The sequence below is a fragment of the Prosthecobacter sp. genome (assembly GCF_014879935.1).
GTDB lineage: Bacteria > Verrucomicrobiota > Verrucomicrobiia > Verrucomicrobiales > Verrucomicrobiaceae > Prosthecobacter.
Genome location: NZ_JACSRD010000138.1, coordinates 82978 through 101796, shown reverse-complemented (window position 1 = coordinate 101796; position 18819 = coordinate 82978). Strand labels below are relative to the sequence as shown.

16 protein-coding genes and 1 pseudogene are annotated in these 18819 nt (G+C 62.1%); 12 read left to right on the top strand and 5 right to left on the bottom strand.

Going from position 1 to position 18819, the window contains the following annotated elements:
* The first annotated feature begins 34 nt into the window (after nucleotides 1-34).
* Nucleotides 35-1420, top strand: a complete 1386-nt coding sequence (locus IAE77_RS12255) for a sulfatase (RefSeq protein WP_294226807.1) — start codon at nucleotides 35-37, stop codon at nucleotides 1418-1420.
* Here IAE77_RS12255 and IAE77_RS12250 read toward each other — a convergent pair.
* The 3 genes from IAE77_RS12250 to IAE77_RS12240 form a co-directional block, all read right to left on the bottom strand.
* Nucleotides 1359-2276, bottom strand: a complete 918-nt coding sequence (locus IAE77_RS12250) for a dihydrodipicolinate synthase family protein (protein ID WP_294226805.1) — start codon at nucleotides 2274-2276, stop codon at nucleotides 1359-1361. The genes IAE77_RS12255 and IAE77_RS12250 overlap by 62 nt on opposite strands.
* A gap of 8 nt (nucleotides 2277-2284) precedes the next feature.
* The gene (locus IAE77_RS12245) at nucleotides 2285-3427 is read right to left on the bottom strand and encodes a DUF4143 domain-containing protein (protein ID WP_294226803.1); all 1143 of its coding nucleotides are present in this window, start codon (nucleotides 3425-3427) and stop codon (nucleotides 2285-2287) included.
* A 62-nt stretch (nucleotides 3428-3489) separates the two neighbouring features.
* Nucleotides 3490-4272 carry an SDR family oxidoreductase gene (locus IAE77_RS12240; RefSeq protein WP_294226801.1) on the bottom strand — a complete coding sequence of 261 codons (783 nt, stop codon included), beginning with the start codon at nucleotides 4270-4272 and terminating at the stop codon, nucleotides 3490-3492.
* Between the two features lie 52 nt (nucleotides 4273-4324).
* On the opposite strand from IAE77_RS12240, the gene IAE77_RS12235 reads away from it, so the two are divergent.
* Together IAE77_RS12235 and IAE77_RS12230 are read left to right on the top strand one after the other, a co-directional pair.
* On the top strand, nucleotides 4325-5809 hold the full coding sequence (locus IAE77_RS12235; RefSeq protein WP_294226797.1) for a sulfatase: 1485 nt from the start codon (nucleotides 4325-4327) through the stop codon (nucleotides 5807-5809).
* A gap of 22 nt (nucleotides 5810-5831) precedes the next feature.
* Nucleotides 5832-7205 (top strand): neutral/alkaline non-lysosomal ceramidase N-terminal domain-containing protein, encoded by a 1374-nt coding sequence (locus tag IAE77_RS12230; RefSeq protein ID WP_294226795.1) that lies wholly within the window; start codon nucleotides 5832-5834, stop codon nucleotides 7203-7205.
* Between the two features lie 6 nt (nucleotides 7206-7211).
* On the opposite strand, the gene IAE77_RS12225 is transcribed toward IAE77_RS12230, so the two are convergent.
* The gene (locus tag IAE77_RS12225; protein ID WP_294226792.1) at nucleotides 7212-8189 is read right to left on the bottom strand and encodes a DUF3500 domain-containing protein; all 978 of its coding nucleotides are present in this window, start codon (nucleotides 8187-8189) and stop codon (nucleotides 7212-7214) included.
* 158 nt (nucleotides 8190-8347) lie between these two features.
* Here IAE77_RS12225 and IAE77_RS12220 point away from each other — a divergent pair, with 158 nt between their 5' ends.
* The 4 genes from IAE77_RS12220 to IAE77_RS12205 all read left to right on the top strand — a co-directional run bounded on the left by IAE77_RS12220 (nucleotide 8348) and on the right by IAE77_RS12205 (nucleotide 14445).
* Nucleotides 8348-9604, top strand: coding sequence for an NAD(P)/FAD-dependent oxidoreductase (locus IAE77_RS12220; protein WP_294226789.1), 1257 nt, complete (start codon nucleotides 8348-8350; stop codon nucleotides 9602-9604).
* A gap of 110 nt (nucleotides 9605-9714) precedes the next feature.
* Entirely contained in the window at nucleotides 9715-10248 is a 534-nt protein-coding gene (locus tag IAE77_RS12215; protein ID WP_294226784.1) for an adenine phosphoribosyltransferase, read from the top strand.
* Between the two features lie 12 nt (nucleotides 10249-10260).
* Nucleotides 10261-13059, top strand: coding sequence for a [protein-PII] uridylyltransferase (gene glnD, locus IAE77_RS12210; protein WP_294226781.1), 2799 nt, complete (start codon nucleotides 10261-10263; stop codon nucleotides 13057-13059).
* Between the two features lie 54 nt (nucleotides 13060-13113).
* Nucleotides 13114-14445 carry a sulfatase-like hydrolase/transferase gene (locus IAE77_RS12205; RefSeq protein WP_294226778.1) on the top strand — a complete coding sequence of 444 codons (1332 nt, stop codon included), beginning with the start codon at nucleotides 13114-13116 and terminating at the stop codon, nucleotides 14443-14445.
* A gap of 4 nt (nucleotides 14446-14449) precedes the next feature.
* On the opposite strand, the gene IAE77_RS12200 is transcribed toward IAE77_RS12205, so the two are convergent.
* Complete coding sequence (locus IAE77_RS12200) at nucleotides 14450-15310, bottom strand: alpha/beta hydrolase (protein WP_294226775.1); 861 nt, start codon at nucleotides 15308-15310, stop codon at nucleotides 14450-14452.
* A gap of 161 nt (nucleotides 15311-15471) precedes the next feature.
* Between IAE77_RS12200 and rpmH the strand changes: the two are divergent.
* The 5 genes and pseudogenes from rpmH to IAE77_RS12175 all read left to right on the top strand — a co-directional run.
* Nucleotides 15472-15606 (top strand): annotated as a pseudogene (rpmH, locus tag IAE77_RS12195) (50S ribosomal protein L34); the annotation flags it as partial.
* A 77-nt stretch (nucleotides 15607-15683) separates the two neighbouring features.
* Complete coding sequence (gene rnpA, locus IAE77_RS12190; RefSeq protein WP_294226771.1) at nucleotides 15684-16055, top strand: ribonuclease P protein component; 372 nt, start codon at nucleotides 15684-15686, stop codon at nucleotides 16053-16055.
* On the top strand, nucleotides 16052-16300 hold the full coding sequence (yidD, locus tag IAE77_RS12185; RefSeq protein ID WP_294226768.1) for a membrane protein insertion efficiency factor YidD: 249 nt from the start codon (nucleotides 16052-16054) through the stop codon (nucleotides 16298-16300). Before rnpA ends, yidD begins: the two co-directional genes overlap by 4 nt.
* Before the next feature lie 96 nt (nucleotides 16301-16396).
* A complete protein-coding gene (yidC, locus tag IAE77_RS12180) occupies nucleotides 16397-18193 on the top strand; it encodes a membrane protein insertase YidC (RefSeq protein ID WP_294226765.1) in 1797 nt (598 codons plus the stop codon).
* A gap of 104 nt (nucleotides 18194-18297) precedes the next feature.
* The gene (locus tag IAE77_RS12175; RefSeq protein WP_294226763.1) at nucleotides 18298-18753 is read left to right on the top strand and encodes a R3H domain-containing nucleic acid-binding protein; all 456 of its coding nucleotides are present in this window, start codon (nucleotides 18298-18300) and stop codon (nucleotides 18751-18753) included.
* Nucleotides 18754-18819: the final 66 nt, after the last annotated feature.

Below are 18819 nucleotides of genomic sequence, written 5' to 3'. Positions count from 1 at the left end.
CATGCCTGAAGCCGCCACGTTTCGGCACCTCACCATGCGCTCCTTCGTTTTTCTCGTTTCCTTGCTGCTCACGGCGTCCTCCTTTGCCGCCAAACCCAACGTGCTGGTCATCGTCGCCGACGACCTCGGCTACAACGACGTGGGCTTCCAAGGTTCAAAAGAGATTCCCACACCGCATCTCGACAAACTGGCCGCACGCAGCCTGCGCTGCACGAATGGCTACGTCTCGCACCCGTTTTGCAGCCCGACGCGGGCCGGAATCATGACCGGGCGTTACCAGCATCGCTTCGGGCATGAGAACAATCCCGCATGGCTGCCGAATGACACCGTTGCCGGGCTTCCGCTGACGGAAAAGACCTATCCACAGCTCATGAAGCAGGCCGGTTACACGACGGGCGCAGTCGGGAAATGGCATCTCGGGGCGCATCCGCAGTTCCATCCGAACCAACGCGGCTTTGACGAGTACTTCGGCGCGCTCGGCGGCGGGCATCAGGATTTCCCCGGCGACAAAGGCGGCGCGGAATACACCATCCCGCTCAATCGCAACGGCAAGGACGAGAAGCAGACGAAATACCTCACCGAACAGTTCGGCGACGAGGCCGTGGCCTTCGTGGGCCGTCATGCGGGCGAAGTGAAGCCGTGGATGCTCTACCTCGCCTTCAACGCGCCGCATACGCCGCTCCAGGCACCGCAGGCCTGGCTCGACAAGTTTTCCCAGATCGCCGACAAAAACCGCCAGACCTATGCCGCGATGGTCGCGGCGATGGATGAAGCCGTGGGCGGTGTGATGAAGAAGCTCGAAGAAACGAAGCAGACCGACAACACGCTGATCTTCTTCGTCAGCGACAACGGTGGGCCGAATCTTTCCTTCAGGGGCCTCACCAATTTCACCGACAACGCGCCGCTCCGTGGCGCGAAGGGCGATGTCTATGAGGGCGGCATGCGCGTGCCGTTCCTCGTGAGCTGGCCGGCGAAGATCAAACCGGGCACCTACGACCAGCCAGTCATCGCGCTCGACTTCCTGCCCACCTCTCTCGCAGCCGCTGAGTCGGCCGACCTGACGCCGAAGAACCTCGATGGCGTGAACCTGCTGCCCTTCCTCACCGGCGAAAAGACCACCGCGCCGCACGACCTGCTCTTCTGGCGCAGCGGCGGTCCCGGCGGCAACAACGCCGTGCGTCGCGGCAGCATGAAGCTCGTCCGCCTCGGCAAAGCGGAGCCTGAACTCTACGATCTCGCGGCTGATGTCGGCGAAACCAAAAACCTCGCCGCCGAAAAACCGGAGATCGTGAAGGAGCTCACCGCCGCCATCGCCGAATGGGAGAAAGGCACCATCGCTCCGACCTTTGAGAAACGAGTTAGGAAACTCGTTCTACGGCTTCCATCATCCGGGCGAACTGCCGCTCCACCTCGCGCGTAGTCTCTGGGTCGAGTTTGAAGCCCACCGGACCGCGGACGAGGGTGTTTTTGAAGATGCCCTGCCGTTTCAGCAGATGCTTCTCCACCGCCAGAAAGCCGTCGAGGCTCGTCTGCATCGAAATCAGTGCCGAAAGCGGCCCGTGGATGCGATCTGCCTTCTCCGCGTCGCCGGCCTCCAGCGCCTTCCAAAGCGGAACGAGGCCGCGAATCAGATCCGCGCCCGGCATCGTGCCCACCACGCCGCGTTTGAACGAATCCACCAGCGCTATGCCGCCCGTGCCCTCAAACACGCGTGCACGCCCCTTCGTCGCGTCGCGGAGTTCGGAGAGCCTCGGACCGATGGGACTCGCCTCGGGCTTGTATTGCACGCGCTCGGGTCCGAACTCGTCCAAAAGCCGCGCCTGCATCGCGATGGGCATCGGTTTGCCGACATAGCCGCTCGCATCCTGCACGATGACTGGAATTTGGATCGCGTTGATGATGCGAGTGTAATATGCGAGCAGTTCACTCTCGCCGATGCCGATGGAAACCGGCGGAATCGCCATCACCGCGTCCGCGCCCACGCCTTCCGCATGCTTCGCATAGCGTTCAGCCGTCTTGGATGATTCCGCACCGACGCTGATGACGACGACACCGCGGTCTTTGCCGAATTTGCATGCCTCAGCAGCGAGTTGCTCACGCTCCTCACTGTCCAGCCGCAACGTTTCGGACACCATCGCCATCACGATGCCGTTCGCACCGCACTCGTAGAGCCACGCGATCTCCCGCTGGAGGGTTTCAAGATCCAGCGTCTCGTCTTCGAGCCAAGGCGTCTGAAAAACCGGCAGGACGCCGCGGAGTGGGTGGGAGGTGCTCATGTGGTACATCATTTGGAGGTGATCCGCTCCACCAACGTGTTCAGCGTGATGAATTCCACCTTCACGCCGCCGTACTCTCGAGTGAAAGAAGGCCTCGCGTCTGTGGCGACCACGAGGAGCGTGGCCTTCGGATACGATTTGGCAAAGATTTGGAAATTCGTGGGATCAAAATCCCGCGCCGACCATTTGCACTCAATGGCCGTCACCGCCCTGCCGCGCGGCTGCCAGATGAAGTCGATCTCGTGCGCCTGCTTGTCCCGCCAGTAATGCAGGCTGGAGAGTGGCACGCGGGCGCTCATTTCATTCAGCACATAGTGCTCCCACAACCGCCCGCGGTCATCGCTGCGCAGTTCGCTCCAGCCGCGGTGGGCGCAGACGAAGCCCGTGTCGAAGCCATAAACTTTTGGCGCGGCCACGATCTCGTTCGACAGACGCGTGCTGAAAGGCCTCAGCACCAGTGCCACCGACGTTGCCTCCAACACACCGAGGTAGTTCATGATGGTCACCCGCGACACCTCACAAGGTGCCGCGAACTTCGTCGCCTCAAAAATGCCGCCGCTTTGTGCCATGAGCAGCTCCACAAACTTCTGAAACGAAACCCGTTTCTCCAACCGGAAGAGCTCTTGGATGTCCTTGGCCCAATAGGCGTCCATCCACTCCTGGAAATCCCGCTCTGGCGGCTCGGGCGAGAGAAAGAACGGCGGCAGCCCGCCATGCAACAGCCGTTGGTTCAAGTCACCGCTGTCAAAATCCTCCAAATCGGCCTCGATCATAGGCGTGAGCCATAGCTCACTCTTCCGCCCCGCCAGCGTGTCACGAAAACGGCTGCTCGCCCCCAGGGTCGAAGAACCCGTCGCCAGCACCCGCGTGCCTGGAAAGTGATCTGCCGCAATCTTGAGCAGTTCGGAGGGATTCGGCAACCGGTGCACCTCATCCAGCACGATGCGTCTCCCTTTCATCTGCTTTAAGAACTCCTCTGGATCCTCCATCGCCCGGCGCACGCGTGGCAGTTCGCAGTCAAAATACTCCACGTCACCCAGCGATTGGGCGAGCGAGGTTTTTCCGGCACGCCGCACCCCGCGCAGCCATAGGACAGGCCGCGCTTTCCACTGCTTTTCGATGCAATTGAGCCAGAAACGCCTCTTAACCATATGAAACCATAATATCGTTTGGTTAAACTAAACGCAAGTCTGCTTTCGTTTAGTTGTAAGCGTCACCACAGCAGCTTGCCGCCATCAATGACGAGCAGGCTGCCGGTCATGTAGCTGCTGGCGTCGCTGGCGAGGTAGAGGGCGAGCGGGCCGATCTCCTCCGGCCTGCCCCAGCGGCCCATGGGGATGCTGGCGGCGACTTCGCCTTCAAACTCGGGCTTTTCGCCGATCCAGCGGCGGTTGGCGTCCGTCAGGAAGGGGCCGGGCGCGATGGCGTTCACGGTGATGCCGTGCACGGCCCAATCGGCGGCGACGGCTTTCGTGAACATCGTCAGCGCCCCTTTGGAGGTCTCGTAGCTGCGGCCGCGCATCGCTTTGCCGGGCCAGAGGGCGTTGATGGAGGAGATGTTGATGATGCGGCCCCATTGGCGCGGAATCATCGCCGCGCCGATGCGTTTCGTGAGGATGAAGGCCTGCGTGAGGTTCAAATCGACGATGCGCTGCCAGTCTTCGAGCGCGAGATCCTCCGTGGGCGTGTTGATGCGACGTCCGCCGACGTTGTTGATGAGGATGTCGATGGGTGCGTGATCATGCAGCACGACATCGCAGAGGCGTTCGGCTTCCTCCGGCTTCGAGAGGTCGGCCTGAATGACGGTCACGGCGCAGCATTGATCCAGAGTGATCGACTCACAGGCTTGCCGCAGGTTCTCCTCGCTCGTGCCGGTGATGATCACCTCCGCACCGGCCTCGGCAAGCGCCCGCGCCATTTCCAGCCCGAGTCCACGTGAGCCTCCGGTGATCAGGGCACGGCGGCCGGCGAGGTTGAAGTGATCGAGGACGGGCATGGAACAAGGAATCGGCGGAGTGAAACGACTCTTTCATGCGTTTCATCGGCGCATGAAGCGCCTTTTGCCCCTTACGCTGCTCTGCTTCGCGATCAGCAGCCTGAACGCCAAACAGCCCGATTCCGCCAAGGCTCCAACGCGCAGGCCCAACATCCTCTGGCTCGTCGGCGAGAACCTTTCGCATGATCTGGGCTGCTACGGCGCGAAGAACGTGCACACGCCGAATCTCGACCAACTTGCGAAGCACGGCGTGCGCTTCACGAACGTGTTTTCGACGAATCCCGCCTGCGCGCCGAGCCGCTCGGCCTTTCTCGTCGGCATGTATCAGACGACGACGGACACGCAGCACATGCGCTCGCATCGCGACGATGATTTCAAGCTGCCACCGGGCGTGCGACCGATGACGCACCGCCTGCAGGACGCGGGTTACACGACGGCGAACGTCAAGCTGGCCGGCGGGCACAACGTCGGCACCGGCAAGCTCGATCTGAACTTTGTGAACGAAGGGCCGATCTACCAGACGGACGACTGGGCGTCGCTGAAATTGAAGCAGCCGTTCTTTGCGCAGATCAACTCGCACGAGGTCGAGTACGACATCTATGACCGCCAGAGCTGGAGGAAAGAGCGGGTCGAGTGGGTGGGCGAGCGCGAGCATGTGAAGCATGCCACGCCGGACAACGTCACACCGCCGCCCTACTACCCGGATCATCCGCTCGTGCGCGAGGAGTGGGCACGCTACTTGAACTCCGTGTCCGGCATGGATGTGCGCATCGGCCAGGTGCTCGACCAACTGCGGCAGGACGGGCTCGAAGACGACACGATCGTGATCTTCTTCGCCGACAACGGCCGGCTGGAACCACGCGGCATTCATTGGTGCTACGACTGCGGCCTGCGCGTGCCGATGATCATCAAGTGGCCGAAAAACTTCCCCGCGCCCGAAGGCTGTGCTGCCGGCAGCGTGAGCGATCAGATCGTGAGTTTGATCGATGTCACGGCGACGACACTCGATTTGGCCGGCATCACGAAGCCGCCGTTGATGCAGGGCCGCGTCATCCTCGGTCCGCGTGCAGAATCACCGCGCCAGTTTGCCTTTGCCGCACGTGATCGCATCGATGAAACGGTGCAGTGCATCCGCTCGGTGCATGACGCGCGCTATCATTACATCCGCACCTTCACGAACGGGCCGACGTTTGCCTCGCTGAACCGCTACAAGGAGAAATGCTTCCCCATTCTGCCTCTGATGCGCGAGATGCAGGCCGCAGGCACGCTCAAAGGAGCGCCGCTGGAGATCATGCAGCGCACGGGCCCCTGCGAGGAGCTTTACGACACGCAGGCAGATCGCGATGAGATCACCAACCTCGTCGATTCGACGAAGCCGGAGCACCGCGAGGCATTGATGCGACTGCGTGCCGCACTCGACACTTGGATCGTCGAAACAGGCGACCGTGGCGCGATTCCGGAGCCGCCGGAAGTCATCGCGCCGTTCGCGAAAGAGATGGATGCGTGGTTTGGCACACCGAAGGGGTTCAAGAAGTGACTTCCGCAGGCGTATTCGTCGCATGACCACACGCCTGCTGCTCTGCTTCTCCCTGATCGCACTCCCACTTCATGCCGGCGACTTTCGCGTCGGAGCCGCACGTGTGGACATCACGCCAAAGGACGGCACGCCGCTGGGCGGCTACTATCACTTTCGTGGCTCTGCAGGCGTGCTCGACCCGCTTTATGCGAAGACGATTGTCATGGAGAAGGACGGCACACACGCGGTGATCGTCGTGCTCGATCTGTCTGGCACGGTGCGGCCGATTGTGGCGGCCACGCGGAAGCTGATTCAGGAGCAATGCGGCATCGAAGGCGACCACGTGCTCATTTCCGGAACGCACACGCACTCCGGGCCGCAGCAGCCACGCGGATCGATGATGGATGACCTGACGAAGGTCAACTCGCCCCCCGGCGTGGCCTACATGAGCGCCCTGCCGGGACGCATCACCGAGTCCGTGAAGCAGGCGAAGGCGAAGCTCGCGCCGGTGAATGCCTCTGTCGCCATCGGCAAGGCGGAGGGCATCAGTTTCAACCGCCGTATCCTGCGCGAAGGCCAGCAGGAGGCCATCTGGCAGCCAAAGGCGCTCACGGCGAAGGATCGCCCCGCAGGCCCGGTCGATCCCGAGGTCGGCGTACTGTTGTTTCAGGGAGCGGGGACCGATGCCACGCCCGTCGCGTCGCTGCTGAACTTCGCCATGCATCCCACCTCGGTCGGCGGCGGTGTGAAAATCTCCGCCGACTATCCCGGTGTGTTCACGAAACTGGTCAGCGAACGCCATGGACCGGAGATGATCTCCGTCTTTGCGAATGGAACCTGCGGAAACATCAATCACACCGACTACATCACCGGCAAACGCCGCAGCACGCTGGAACTCGGCACCGCTCTGGCCGATGCGGCGGATGCCGCGTGGCCGAATCTCAAAGTGGTGGGCACTTTTGCCCCACGCGTCCGCTCCGAGCAGGTCACGCTCAGGCGTCGCACGTTCACAGAGGCACAAATCGCCAAGGCGAAGGACATGGTGGCGAACATGCTGACGACCAAGTTCGGCACCGTGCCGATGGCGGAGACGGTGTGCATCCTCGAAACGCTCGACAAGAAGGACAAGCCGCTGCTCGCCGAGGTGCAGGTCATCGCCATCAGCGACGACGTCGCTGTGGTTGCGCTGCCCGGTGAGATCTTCGTCGAACTCGGCCTCGCACTCAAAAAAGCCTCGCCATTCAAGCACACCTTCATCGCCGAGCTTTCGAACGGAAGCATCGGCTACGTGCCCAACAAGGAAGCCTACCCGCAGGGCAACTACGAGATCGTCAGCGCCCGCGGCGAGGCTGGCAGCGGGGAAAAACTGGTCGAGGTCGCGCTGAAGCTGCTCAATGAGGCAAAGACGGCAAAGTGACGGCGATCACGCCTTCTGCGGCGCACGAATGTGCGCCCAGCAGTGGACGTGGGGATCGCCGCGGAAGAACCAGACCATGTTCGGGCCTTCGATCTGCCAGACGTCCCAGACGCCGTCTTTGCCGACGTCCTGATTCTTGAAGAAGGCCATGTGCAGGTTGTCGAAGCCGCCAGCCTCAATGTACTTCATGGATTCTTCGCGTTCAGACTGGCGGAAGGGCTTCAGAAGGTCGGCGATGACTTTTTTGACGAGATCCTTCTGATCGGCACTGAGTTCCGTCAGCGGAATGCCTTCGAGGCCCTTGGTCTTGCCGGTGAGCTTCACGGTGTCGTTGCCGTCTTCGTCGCGGGATTCGCCGAGGAGGGCCAGATCACGCTGTTTGCCGTCGAGCGCCTGGAAGACCTCATTCGCACGCTTGGCCTGATACCAGTAGGCGTTGCCGGGGTGATCCGGCTTCTCGTTGAAGCCTTGGGCTGCGTGGCCGTAAAAGATCGGGCCGCCGAAGGCCACGCCCTTCTCACTGTCGCCATCGCAGCGACGCGTGCAGTGGCGTCCGGTGAGGACGAACTCGAACTGGCTGGTGCCAGGCTCGCCAAAGAGCGCGATGGAGGCGCTGCCGAAGCCGCCGTCGCCTTTGTTGTCGTGATCAAACTGGCGCCAGACCTCGGATTTGTACTCGTCGCTGTGAAGCTTGTCGAAAATCTCGCGCACGAGCTCCTGCTGATCGGGTTTGAGAACGTCGCGAATCTTCTGCGGGGTGATGTGCCAGTTATTATCGACCTTCAGGCGACGCGGGTCGCTCCACGCAAAGCAGAGCGTCTTGCGCTGGGCCTCGTCCATGCTGCCGTAGAGCTGCTGAACGAGCGTTTCGGAGCTGGCGGCCTTGGTTTCAGCCAAAGCGGAGCCGAGGAAGCCCGCGGTGACGGCCTGGACGCCGCGGGTGATCATTTCACGACGGGAAAGCGAGGTTGGGTGCGTGTTCATGGCGGGGTTGTATCAAACGCGGCCGGCCGTGGGAAGTTTTTGTTTTCCGCAGCAAGCAACCGCCCTCATCACGAACCGGCATGGAGGCGATGCTGAAATGGTATTGTGAGCATCGGTATCGGCGGACAGCTTTCCTGCGTAACAGCGTTGTCATCTATATGAACAGCCATCACGACGTCCTCATCATCGGCGGCGGTCCTGCCGGGACCAGCACCGCCTGCATCCTCGCAGACCACGGCCACCGGGTGCTCGTCATCGAACGGGAGAAGTTCCCACGCTACCACATTGGCGAGTCGTTGATCCCGTTCACCTTCGGTCCGCTGGAGCGGCTGGGGCTGATCCCCACGATGAAGAAAAGCCACTTCACGAAGAAGTACAGCGTCAGCTTTGTGCAGCCGGACGGGAAGCGCTCACAGCCCTTCTACTTCTTCAACCGCTACGACCGCGAGACCATCGCGCAGACCTGGCAGGTGCAGCGCTCGGAGTTTGACCTCATGCTGATGAACCACGCGCGTGCGAAGGGAGCCGAAGTGCGTGAAGAAACGACCGTGACAAAGCTGCTCAAGGACGACAATGGCCGCGTGATCGGTGTCGAAGTGCAGACCAAGGACGGCAAGAAGGAGCACCTGCTGGCCAAGCTCGTCATCGACGCCTCCGGGAAGGAAGCCTTCTCCACCCTGCGTGAGGGCTGGCGCATGAAGGACCCGTACCTCAACAAAGTGGCCGTGTGGACCTACTACAAAGGCTCCAAGCGTGAAACGGGCATCGACGAAGGAGCGACCACGATCGCCTTTGTGCCGAACAAGGGCTGGTTCTGGCACATTCCGATGCATGATGACATGGTCAGCGTCGGCGTCGTGGCTGAAGGGAAGTACCTCAGCCGCGAGGGAGTCAAAGATCCCAAGAAAATGTTCGAGCGTGAGATCTGCGAGAACAAATGGATCGAGGAGCATCTCTCCGAGGGCGCCTCGACAGGCGACTACTGGATCACGAGCGAGTACAGCTTCCATTCGAAGTTCGGCGCCTCGCCGGGTCTCCTGCTGGTGGGCGACGCGTATGCCTTTCTCGATCCCGTTTTCAGCAGCGGCGTCATGCTGGCGTTGAAGAGCGGAGTCCTGGCCGCGGATGCGGTTCACGCGGCCTTGCAGGCGAACGATCTTTCGCCGCAGCGTTTCGAGGAGTACAGCCGCCTCATGCGCGAAGGCGTCGAGAACATGCGCAAGCTCGTCTATGCCTTCTACGACCCGAATTTTTCCTTCAAAGAGGTCGTGATGAAGTATCCCGATGCCGGCGGCGAAATCACCGACTGCCTCAGCGGAGACGTGAACAAGGATTATTCGAGTTTGTGGTCCAAGATCCGCGAGTTCGCACCGATTCCGGACGAACTGCCCTACGGCATGCCGATGGCGGCGTGATCGGCTGGTGAGGCCGCCCGGATTTCCGGCCCGCACCGTCGATCGTTCATGCCTTGATCCGCGGTGCATGAGGCTTGCGCATCCACGCATCTCCTCCATCATCGGGGCGCATGAATTCGCAGACCCTCGATCACATCCGCGCCACGATCCGTGACGTGCCGGATTTCCCCAAGCCAGGCATCCTGTTCAAGGACATCACGCCCGTGCTGTCCGATCCTGCGCTGCTGGCCCGCTCGATCGACGGGATGATCGATGCCACGGGCGTCCTGAGTGTGGACAAAGTGGTGGGAATCGACGCGCGGGGCTTCATTTTTGGCGCTTTGATCGCCCAGCGGCTGAACGCGGGCTTCGTGCCGGTGCGTAAAAAGGGCAAGCTGCCGTGGATGACCCGGGGCGCGGATTACTCGCTGGAGTACGGCTCCAATTCGATCGAGATCCACCAGGACGCGATTGCGCCGGGCGAGACGGTGCTGCTGGCGGACGATTTGCTGGCCACGGGCGGCACCGCAGGGGCAGCGCTGGCGCTGATCGAGCAATCCGGCGGCAAGATCGTGGGCAGCACGTTCTTCATCGAGCTGTCCTTCCTCAATGGTCGCGAGAAACTGCGGGGCCACGGGCCGGTGCACGCGCTCATCAGCTACTAACACCCCAAAGCGATGACGGAACGCGAGTATCTGCGCCACCTGAACAAAAGCGCGCAGGCTTTTTTCCCTCCCGGCGAGGCATTGCCGCGTGGCCGGGCCGATGCGCTGCGCCAGGCGAAGCGTTTCCTGAAGATCAAGGAGCAGCGCATCAAGCAGCGGCATCGCAGCGGCAACTGCGGCGGGGCGGAGGTCTGCCGCATGCGCTCAGACGTGATCGACTACCTGGTCCGGGTGCTGTGGGAGGAGAGCGTGTCTGCGCTGCCGGAGCCGGTGCGGGCCGGGCTGAACGTGAGCGTGGTGGCGCATGGCGGCTACGGCCGCCGCGTGATGAGTCCGGGCAGCGATGTGGACCTGACCTTCATGTTTCCGGGGAACACAAGCCGCGTGTCCAATGAGGTGGCGCAACTGATCCGCGACTTCCTGCTCTACTTTTACGATCTGAAATTCAAGGTGGGCCACGGCTCGCGTAGCGTGGGCGAGTGCATCAATCTGGCGAACGAGAACATCGAAACGAAGACAGCACTGATGGAGGGGCGGTTCCTGACCGGCCAGCCGAAGGCGTTTGAGGAGTTTCGCGCCCGTTTTGACAAGGAATGCATGAACGGCCGTGACGAGGAGTTCCTCAAACTGCGGCAGATCGACCTGGCGGCACGCCACAAGAAACAAGGCGGCACCCCCTTCGTGCAGGAACCGCACGTGAAGAACGGCTGCGGCGGCCTGCGCGACTACCAGAACCTGATCTGGATGACGTATGCACAGCATCGGACGCTGAACCCGAAGGACCTCGTGGGCCTCGGTCTTATTTCGAAATCTGGCTGGCGTGAGGTGGAGCAGGCGTATGAGTTCATCCTGCGGGTGCGCAATGAGATGCACTACACCGAGAAGCGGGCGGAGGATCTGCTGACGCTGCGTTTGCAGGGTCCGGTGGCCACGAACCTGGGCTACCGCCATAAAAAACTGCTGCGCCGCATCGAGGCGCTGATGCACGACTATTACACCGCCACCCGTGACATCCTGCAGCGCAGCAGCGAGATCATGGACCGCTTCCACCTGGAGCAGCTCGAGCACGACGGGCAGAAAAAGCGGCTGATGGGCTTCCTGGCACGCAAGCGCTCCGAGAAGCAGCAGGAGCGCTTCGACGGCTTCATCCGCAAGCATGAGCGCGTCTATCCGGAGGACAACGGCATCTTCAAAGCCGACCCGCAGCGGCTGATGCGCCTGTTTCTGCACACGCAGCAGCGTCATCTGCGGCTGAGCCCGGACCTCTTCCAGCTCATCCAGGAGAACTTCCGGCTGGTGGACACCAGCTTCCGCTACAGCAAGGCGAACCGGGAGACCTTTGAGACCATCCTCTCCAAGAAAGGCGACGCGTCCCGCACGCTGCGGCAGATGCACCGCGTCGGCTTCCTCGGCCGTTTCATGCCGGAGTTCGGCGCGCTCACGAACCTGGTGCAGCACGAGTTTTTCCACCTCTACACCGCAGATGAGCACACGCTGCGCACCATCGACAAGCTGGACGAGTTGAGCGACCCGACGCTGAAAGGCGTGGAGCTGTTCCAGCAGTTGTTCCATGACCTGCAGCAGCCGTACGTGCTCTATCTTGCGCTGCTGCTGCATGATGCCGGCCGTGCGGCGAACAAGAAGACGCACAGCGATGAAAGCACGACTCTGGCCGCCGCGGTCTGCCGCCGTCTCCAGCTCAAAGGCGAACGCCGCCGCCTGCTGCTCTTCCTGGTGGACAACCACCTGCTGATGTACCGCACCGCGACGACGAAGAGCCTGGAAGATCCGCAGGTGATCGAGGAGTTTGTCACCGTGGTGCGCACGAAGGAGTATCTGGACACGCTGATGCTCATGACCTACGCGGATTCAAAGGGTACGAGCGACAAGAGCTGGTCCGGCTACAAGGAGGCCTCCATCCGCCAGCTCTATCACAGCACGCTGCGCTTCATGGACGCACCAGCGGATTACATGAAGCAGGTACAGACACCGCTCGATGAGCTGCAGGGCGACGTCCTGCGACGTCTGGGCGGCGATTTCGAGGCCGAGGTGGAGGCGCACTTCCAGCACATGCCGCCGGCTTACTTCAATTTCCGCGAGGCGGACGTGGTGGCCACGCACATCCGGCATTTCCGCACCTTCTTCGAGCAATTGATCCGCGAGGAAGCCGCGGCCGGGCTGCTGCCGGTGATGGTGTGGGAAGATCACGTGGACCAGGGCTACACCGAGCTCACCGTCGTCTGCTGGGACCGCCACCTGCTGCTGGCCCGCATCTCCGGTGCGCTGGCCGCCGAAAGCATCAACATTCTCAGCGCCGACCTCTTCCAGCGCAGCGACAACCTCGTGCTGGACATCTTCCGCATCTGCAACACGAACTTCGCCGCCGTCACGTCGAAGAGCGCCCGCAACCGCATTGAGGAGTCGGTGCGCAAAGCCTTCAGCGGATCGGATTTCGACTTCAGCCAGTCCATCGCTGAAAAGCTGGGCAAATCGGCCACGATGCTCGATCAAATCGGCGATGAGATCCCGCAGCGCATCTACCTGAACAACAACCTCTCTCCCAACCAGAACGTGGTGGAGGTGCAGCTCGTGGACCGGCTCGGCCTGCTCTACGACCTTTTCATGGCCATCGGCCGTCTCGGCCACAGCGTCACGCATGCCCGCATCAACACGGAGAAAGGTGTCGCCATCGACACCATCTACATTCAGGACGACCACGGCCAGAAAATCACGGACCGCGAGCAGTTGAGCGGGCTGGCCGATGCCCTGCACGTGGCCGCACACCTGCGAACGGACACGCAACTGGCCTGATGCCCTGATATAACCGCCACACGGCTTCGTTCGGAGGGCGCACTGCTCTTCGCCATGAAACTGATCCCCTTGTTTTTCAGCCTCGCGCTCGCGTCTTCTGCTCTCGCTGCGGAATCGAAGCCGAATGTCCTCATTTTCTACCTGGATGACATGGGCTGGGCACAGCCGGGCTGCTACGGCGGCAAAATGGCGCCGACGCCCAACATCGATGCACTGGCCGCAGGCGGCGTGCGTTTCACCCACGGCTACTCCTCCGGCTGCGTCTGCTCACCGGGACGCGTCGGCCTCATGACCGGCCGCTATCAGGCGCGCACCGGTCACGATGCGAATCCCACGCGGGAAGGCCGCGAGCTGCTGCTGAGCGAGACCACGATGGCGCAGCACCTCAAATCCGCCGGCTACAGCACCGGCATCGTGGGGAAATGGCACCTCGGCGACACCAGCGCCGAGTTCATGCCACTGGCTCGCGGATTCGACTTCGCCATCGGCACGGTGGGCAATTTGGGCGAGGGAAAAGGCCCGTCCTTCTTCCGTGGCAAGGATTTGGTCGAGGAGCAGCCGGAGGCACCCGCCACCTCGCCGTTTTATGCGCAGGAATCGGTGAAATTCATCGACGCCAGCCGCGGCAAGCCCTGGTTTCTCTACCTTTCCTTCAATGCGGTTCACTCTCCCCACGTCGCCTCGGCGAAGTGGCTCGAAAAGTTCCAGCATCTGCCCAAACACGACGCGCAATATGCCGCGCTGGCTGCCGAGGCCGACGAAGCCGTCGGCACTGTGATGACCAAGCTGCGGGAATCGCAGCAGGAGGAGAACACGCTCATCTTTCTGATCAGCGACAACGGCGGAGCCTATAAAGGCGCCGAGATGGGCGGCCTGCGCGGCCACAAGTGGTTCGTCTGGGAAGGCGGCATTCGCGTTTCATGGATCGCCGCCTGGAAAGGCCGCATCCCGGCTGGTCGTGTGAGCCACGAACCGGTCATCCAGCTCGACGTGCTGCCCACCGCGCTCGCCGCAGCCGCCGCCCGCACCGACATCCCGCTCGATGGCGTGAACCTGCTGCCGCTGCTCGAAGGAAAGGCCGACAAGCTGGCTCCACGTGAACTCTATTTCCGCTTCGGCGTGCAACAAGCTGTGCGGCAGGGCGATTGGAAGCTCGTGAAAGCCTCCAAGGACATGCAGCCGATGCTGGTGAACCTGGCCACCGATCCCGGCGAGCAAACCGACCTCACCGCAAAGGAGCCGGAGAAAGCCCGGGCCCTGCAACAGCTCTTCGACCAATGGAACGCCGCCATGCAACCCCCACGCTGGGAAGACCAGCGCTGGAATGGTGAGGAAAGCCGCAAGGAGCAGAAGAAAGGGAAGCGGAAGAAGAAGGCGAAGGAGTGAGCGCTTACCTCGCTTCCAACAAACCGCTATCTGTGAGCCATTCGGTGAAGCGTTCGGGCCAGCGGGCGGCGGCGCTGGGTTTGGCGTCGGGTTTGTAGCCGAAGCCGTGGCCGGCGTTGGCATACATATGCATTTCGGCCTTCACGCCGGCGGCTTTGTATTTGAGATAGAGGGTGGCCATGCCTTCGGAGATGTCGGGACGGTCGCTGTAACCGGCGGCGATGAAGAGCGGTGGCATGCCTTTTTCGGCGGAGAAGAGGGCGGAGGTGCCGGGGTAGATGAGGGCTTGGAAATCGGGACGGCTGGACTGACGCTCGATGGGATCAGTGGCGTCTTTTTGGCCGGGATCGTTCTTCATGGCGGCAAAGGCGGCCAGTTCTCCGCCAGCGGAGAAGCCGAGGATGCCGAGGCGGTCGGTTTTGAGGTGCCATTCGTCTGCACGACTGCGGATGAGGCGAATCGCGCGGCGGGCGTCGGCCATGGCGTGGTCCTGGATGGTGTAGGTGCTGCCTTTTTCGCGGGCGAGACGATACTTCAGCACGAAGGCGGCGATGCCGCGCTCCTGGAACCATTCGGCGAGCGCGTAGCCTTCGTGACCGAGGCAGAGTTTCGAATGACCGCCGCCAGGGCAGATGATGACGGCGGTGCCGGTCGATTGGTCGGCGGCGGGGACGTATGGGGTGATGGTGGGATTGTGGACGTTGCAGACGTTGGTGCCTTCGATTTGCTCGGCCTCAGCGGCCCGGGCCTCTGAACCGGGGGCACCTTTTTCCCAGAGGGGAATGGCTGGAGGGAGATTTTTGGGCAGTTCGGCGGCGAGAACAGCCGCCTGGAGGGTGAAAAGGGCGAGAATGGGGCGGATCATGGGCCGGATTAACGCTGAAACGGCCGAAGTTCGCGCGAAATGATCGCCTGATTGACAAACGAGCGGCTCCCGCTAGTCTCCCGCCCCCTTTTCGGAGGGAGGTCGTGGTTTGCCCGGCCTGAGCCTGTTATTTCAAAAAGTTTTCACCACCCCACACGCCCATGCCCAAAACATTCAGGACCTACCAGCCCTCCAAGCGCACGCGCAAGCAGCAGTTTGGTTTCCGCGCCCGCATGAAGACCAAGAACGGCCGCGACATCCTGCGCCGCCGCCGTGCCGCCGGACGCAAGCGTCTCTTGCCGAAGGGCGTGGAAATCCACTTCAAGCGTCACACGCAGCAGCACGCCTGATCCTGCCCCGGCGCCCCGTTGCCATGCGCCTCCCCTCAAACCTGCGGATGAAGCTGGCGCGTGATTTCGCGCGGGTGAAATCGCAGGGCAGCAGCCAGGCCGGGAAATTCCTGGTGCTGGGTGCTTTGAAGACGGAGGAGCTGGAGGAGTTCCAGTTCGGCCTGATCACGGGTGCGAAACTGGGGAAGGCTGTGGTGCGCAACCGCATCCGCCGCTTGTTGCGGGAGGTGATCCGGTCCCATCGCGCCGAGATCGCTCCCGGTTGGCAGTTGGTCGTCATCGCCCGCTGGCGTGCGCCCCAGGCCACGCTGGAGGAGCTGGAAAAGGACTGGCTGCGGCTGGCTCGCCGCATGAATCTGCTGCAAAAGCCGCCCTCCGCCGACCCCGCTCCATGAAATGGCTCATCCGTCTGCTCATTCGCGGCTATCAGGTGTTCATTTCGCCCGTGATCCACGCCCTCGGAGGTCCGGGCTCTGGCTGCCGTTACACGCCGACGTGCTCGGCGTATTTTCTTGAGGCCGTGGAGACTCACGGTGTGCTGCGTGGGAGCTGGCTGGGCCTCTGCCGCATCGGCCGCTGCCATCCGTGGGGCGGACATGGACACGACCCGGTGCCAGCCCGGAAGACATCCGCTGGCTGATGAATTGATTTTTCGCTCAGTTTGCAATGGCAGAACCCGGCCCGCCTGCCAGTCTGTCGCCCCTTCATTCTCAAACCCTCTCCCACTTCAAGTTTCATGGACCGCAAAGGTTGGATCATCGTCACGCTCTGTGTCATCCTCATGGGGGTGAACTGGCACTACATGCAGGAAAACCAGAAGGCGGCGCAGGCAGAGGCAGCCCGCCAGCAGCAGGAGCAGGAAGCCAAAAAGGCAGCCGAGGCGGCCGCGAAACCCGCACCAACCCAGACAGCAGCGCCAGCGACGCCAGCCCAGCCGCCAGTGCCGGAGGCTCCGGAGGAAAAGCACTCGCTGAAAGCCGGGAGCGTGACGTTTGAACTCACCTCCAAAGGCGGCGGCATCGCCCGTGCGCTGCTGGCCGGCACGGATCAGGTGACCTTGAACCAGAACGCGCTGGAGCCCATCGGCGCCCTGCGTCGCGAACCCGCTGGACTGGATGCGATCTCCTACAAGCTGACGGCGAAGAGTGACAAGAGCGCCACCTTTGTGGGCACCAATGCCGAAGGCATCGAGGTGACGAAGGAGTACACCCTGACCGAGGGCGAGGAAAGCGACGAGCATCTGATCGATCTCGCCATCACGCTGAAGAACACCGGCACCGCACAGCATCGCTCGGAGGAATATTATCTCTATGCGGGTGCATCGACCGCGCTGAAGCATGACGACGCACGCTACGAGGGCTTTTTCTGGAATGACGCGGGCGACGCGGACTTCCACCAGGCGGACTACTACGCGAAGCCGTGGTTCAGCGAGCAGAAGACGGAGTTTCGTCAATCCTTCGAGGCTCTGCGCTACGCGGGCGTGATGGGACGCTTTTACACCCACATCGTGACTCGTGTGGCGGCGAAGGACGCGCCGGGGAAGGTTTGGTCCTCCCGTCGCAAGCTGGCGAAGCCGATCAATGCGGAGCACGCAGGAAAGGCGGAGATCGAAGACCACGCCTTCGAGGCCTCGCTGGGTCTCCCGACGATCGATCTGGCACCCGGGGGCACCCACACGGAGACCTACCAGATTTACCTCGGCCCGAAGGAGTACGACCGGCTGAACAAGATCGGCAAGCAGCGCAGTTTTGCGATGTTCTACGGGTGGTTCAAACCGATCAGCATCTTCCTGTCCTGGGTGATGCGCTGGATGCATGACGTGACGGGCAACTGGGGCGTGGCGATCGTCCTGCTGACGATCTTTGTGCGCCTGTGCATCTGGCCGATCCACGCCAAATCCACCTACACGATGAAGCGCATGGGTCTGCTGGGCCCCATGATGAAGGAGTTGCAGGAAAAGTACAAGGACGACCCGCAGAAGCAGCAGATGGAGGTGATGAAGCTCTATCGCGACTATGGGGTGAACCCGCTGGGCGGCTGCCTGCCGCTGTTCCTGCAGATCCCGATCTTCTTCGGCCTCTACCGGGTGCTGGAATACGCCGCCGAGCTGCGCGGACAGGGTTTCCTGTGGGTGAATGACCTCTCCGCCGCCGACACAGTGGCGCAACTGGGCGGCTTCGACATCAACCCGCTGCCGCTGCTGATGGGGGTCACGATGATCGCCCAGATGAAGCTCACGCCGCAGCCCGCCACCGTGGACAAGACGCAGCAGCGCATCATGATGCTGATGCCGTTCTTCTTCCTGTTCATCTGCTACAACTTCGCAGCCGCGCTGGCGCTCTACTGGTCCACGCAGAACATCTTCAGCATCGCCCAGACCTGGGTGATGAAGCTGTACATGCCGGAGCCGAAGCTGGAAAAGGTGGCGCCACGGCAGCAGCCGAAAGGACCTGCGCCGCAGAACCCGTTCTTCAGTTCCCAGGGACAGAAAGAGAAAAAGAAAGGTCCCAAGCCGCCCAAGCTGGGAGGCTAGCCGGACAGCACCCGAGCCTGGTTCTGCGGTCACAGTTCGCGATTGTGGTCGCGAACCAGCGGCGGTAAACCGGGAGCAGAGAACAGCGAACCGCGAATTTTGTCATGACGCCCATCGAACACGCCCGCCACATTCTCGACACCATGCTGGGCTACCTGGGCTTTGTGGTCCAGATCGAGGAGGACAATGGCCCGGATGGCCCCACGCTCCAGGTGCTCACCGACGATTCGGACGCGCTGATCGGCCGCCGGGGCGAGACGCTGGATGACATCCAGTACCTGGTGAACCGCGTCCTCCAGCGCCACATCAAGGACGCACCACGCATCCGCGTGGATGTGGAGTTCTATCGTTCCATGCGGGAGGACAAGATGGTCGCCCGTGCCAGGGAGCTCGGAGAACGGGTGCGGGCCACCGGCCAGAGCGCCGATCTGCCGCCCATGAACAGCTACTACCGCCGGCTGGTTCACAACGTCTTTGCCAACGACCCGGACGTCATGAGCGTGAGCCAGGACGGTGCCGCCCGGTTCAAACGCATTTTCCTGCGGCGCCGGAGCAAGTGAGCCCCCGGCGGCCCAAAGCGCAGGAAAATCAGGTTCGTTCTTTACTCGCCGAGCGGTTTTGAGCTA

Excerpts from the sequence above, each read along its gene's own strand:
- IAE77_RS12235 (WP_294226797.1), top strand. The coding sequence starts at position 4,325 with ATGAAGCGCCTTTTGCCCCTTACGCTGCTCTGCTTCGCGATCAGCAGC.
- IAE77_RS12200 (WP_294226775.1), bottom strand. The coding sequence starts at position 15,310 with ATGATCCGCCCCATTCTCGCCCTTTTCACCCTCCAGGCGGCTGTTCTC.
- IAE77_RS12175 (WP_294226763.1), top strand. The coding sequence starts at position 18,298 with ATGACGCCCATCGAACACGCCCGCCACATTCTCGACACCATGCTGGGC.
- IAE77_RS12240 (WP_294226801.1), bottom strand. The coding sequence starts at position 4,272 with ATGCCCGTCCTCGATCACTTCAACCTCGCCGGCCGCCGTGCCCTGATC.
- IAE77_RS12205 (WP_294226778.1), top strand. The coding sequence starts at position 13,114 with ATGAAACTGATCCCCTTGTTTTTCAGCCTCGCGCTCGCGTCTTCTGCT.
- glnD (WP_294226781.1), top strand. The coding sequence starts at position 10,261 with ATGACGGAACGCGAGTATCTGCGCCACCTGAACAAAAGCGCGCAGGCT.
- IAE77_RS12225 (WP_294226792.1), bottom strand. The coding sequence starts at position 8,189 with ATGAACACGCACCCAACCTCGCTTTCCCGTCGTGAAATGATCACCCGC.
- IAE77_RS12220 (WP_294226789.1), top strand. The coding sequence starts at position 8,348 with ATGAACAGCCATCACGACGTCCTCATCATCGGCGGCGGTCCTGCCGGG.
- IAE77_RS12230 (WP_294226795.1), top strand. The coding sequence starts at position 5,832 with ATGACCACACGCCTGCTGCTCTGCTTCTCCCTGATCGCACTCCCACTT.
- IAE77_RS12250 (WP_294226805.1), bottom strand. The coding sequence starts at position 2,276 with ATGAGCACCTCCCACCCACTCCGCGGCGTCCTGCCGGTTTTTCAGACG.
- yidC (WP_294226765.1), top strand. The coding sequence starts at position 16,397 with ATGGACCGCAAAGGTTGGATCATCGTCACGCTCTGTGTCATCCTCATG.
- IAE77_RS12215 (WP_294226784.1), top strand. The coding sequence starts at position 9,715 with ATGAATTCGCAGACCCTCGATCACATCCGCGCCACGATCCGTGACGTG.
- IAE77_RS12245 (WP_294226803.1), bottom strand. The coding sequence starts at position 3,427 with ATGGTTAAGAGGCGTTTCTGGCTCAATTGCATCGAAAAGCAGTGGAAA.
- yidD (WP_294226768.1), top strand. The coding sequence starts at position 16,052 with ATGAAATGGCTCATCCGTCTGCTCATTCGCGGCTATCAGGTGTTCATT.
- rnpA (WP_294226771.1), top strand. The coding sequence starts at position 15,684 with ATGCGCCTCCCCTCAAACCTGCGGATGAAGCTGGCGCGTGATTTCGCG.
- IAE77_RS12255 (WP_294226807.1), top strand. The coding sequence starts at position 35 with ATGCGCTCCTTCGTTTTTCTCGTTTCCTTGCTGCTCACGGCGTCCTCC.